This window comes from Mesorhizobium sp. M7A.F.Ca.CA.002.04.1.1 (genome assembly GCF_004022805.1).
In the GTDB taxonomy this organism is placed as follows: domain Bacteria; phylum Pseudomonadota; class Alphaproteobacteria; order Rhizobiales; family Rhizobiaceae; genus Mesorhizobium; species Mesorhizobium ciceri.
Map to the genome: position 1 here is coordinate 1 of NZ_RZPL01000274.1, position 1,038 is coordinate 1,038.

General features: G+C 65.2%; 1 protein-coding gene and 1 pseudogene. Both read left to right on the forward strand.

The window, feature by feature from the left end:
* On the forward strand, positions 1-580 hold a 580-nt coding region (locus tag ENZ75_RS15960), incomplete at its 5' end, for an acyl-CoA dehydrogenase C-terminal domain-containing protein (RefSeq protein ID WP_164887841.1).
* Between the two features lie 70 nt (positions 581-650).
* Positions 651-1,038 (forward strand): annotated as a pseudogene (locus ENZ75_RS35115) (enoyl-CoA hydratase-related protein); the annotation flags it as partial.

Genomic DNA, 1,038 nt, shown 5'->3' on the forward strand with positions numbered 1-1,038 from the left:
TGCCAAGTCGTTCTCGACCGATATCGGCGTCGAGGTTGCCTCACTCGGCCTCCAGGTTCATGGCGGCATGGGCTTCATCGAGGAGACGGGAGCGGCCGCCTTCTATCGTGATTCGCGCATCGCCCCGAGCTACGAGGGCACCAACGGCATTCAGGCGATCGATCTGGTGATGCGCAAGCTGCCACTCGGCGGCGGCGACCATGTGCATGGTTATATCGCCGAACTGGCTGATATGGCCGCAGCGGTGCGGACCTCGAACCTGCAGGGTTTCGGCCGCACCGCCGACGCTCTCGACGCGGCACTTGGCGATCTCAGCGAAGCGACCCGCTTCCTGCAGAAACTGGCGGCCGAAGGCCGGGCGGACGAGGCGCTGGCGGGTGCGACGCCCTATCTCAGGCTGATCTCGCTTGCCGCCGGCGGCGCCTATCTGGCGCGCGGCGCTCTTGCCGACCAAGGCCGTATTCCCCTTTGCCGCTTCTTCGCCGAAAACCTGCTCGGCGAGGTCAGCGCTTTGCGGGCGCGCGTCATCGATGGCGCCGAAAGCCTCGCCGCTGCCGGAAAAACGCTGATTTCCGCCTGACGTTCACAAGGAAAGAACCGTGACAGACCATATCCTCGTCGAGCGCCAGGGCGCCATCCAGATCATCCGCATGAACCGGCCGGACAAGAAGAACGCGCTGACGCGCGCCATGTATGCGAAAATGTCAAAAAGCCTGGCAGAAGGCGACGCCGACCCGGAGATCCGCGTCCATGTCTTTCTCGGCGTGCCCGGCGCCTTCTCCTCAGGCAACGACCTTGCCGACTTCATGATCATCGCCACCGGTGGTGACGGCGGCACCGAAGTCTGGGACTTCCTGATGGCGCTGGCCAGGGTCGAAAAACCCATGGTCTCCGGCGTCGACGGCATCGCGGTCGGCATCGGCACGACGCTCAACCTGCATTGCGACCTGACCTTCGCCACGCCGCGCACCGTGTTCAGGACGCCTTTCGTCGACCTTGGCCTGGTGCCCGAGGCGGGGTCGAGCCCCTTGGCGCCGC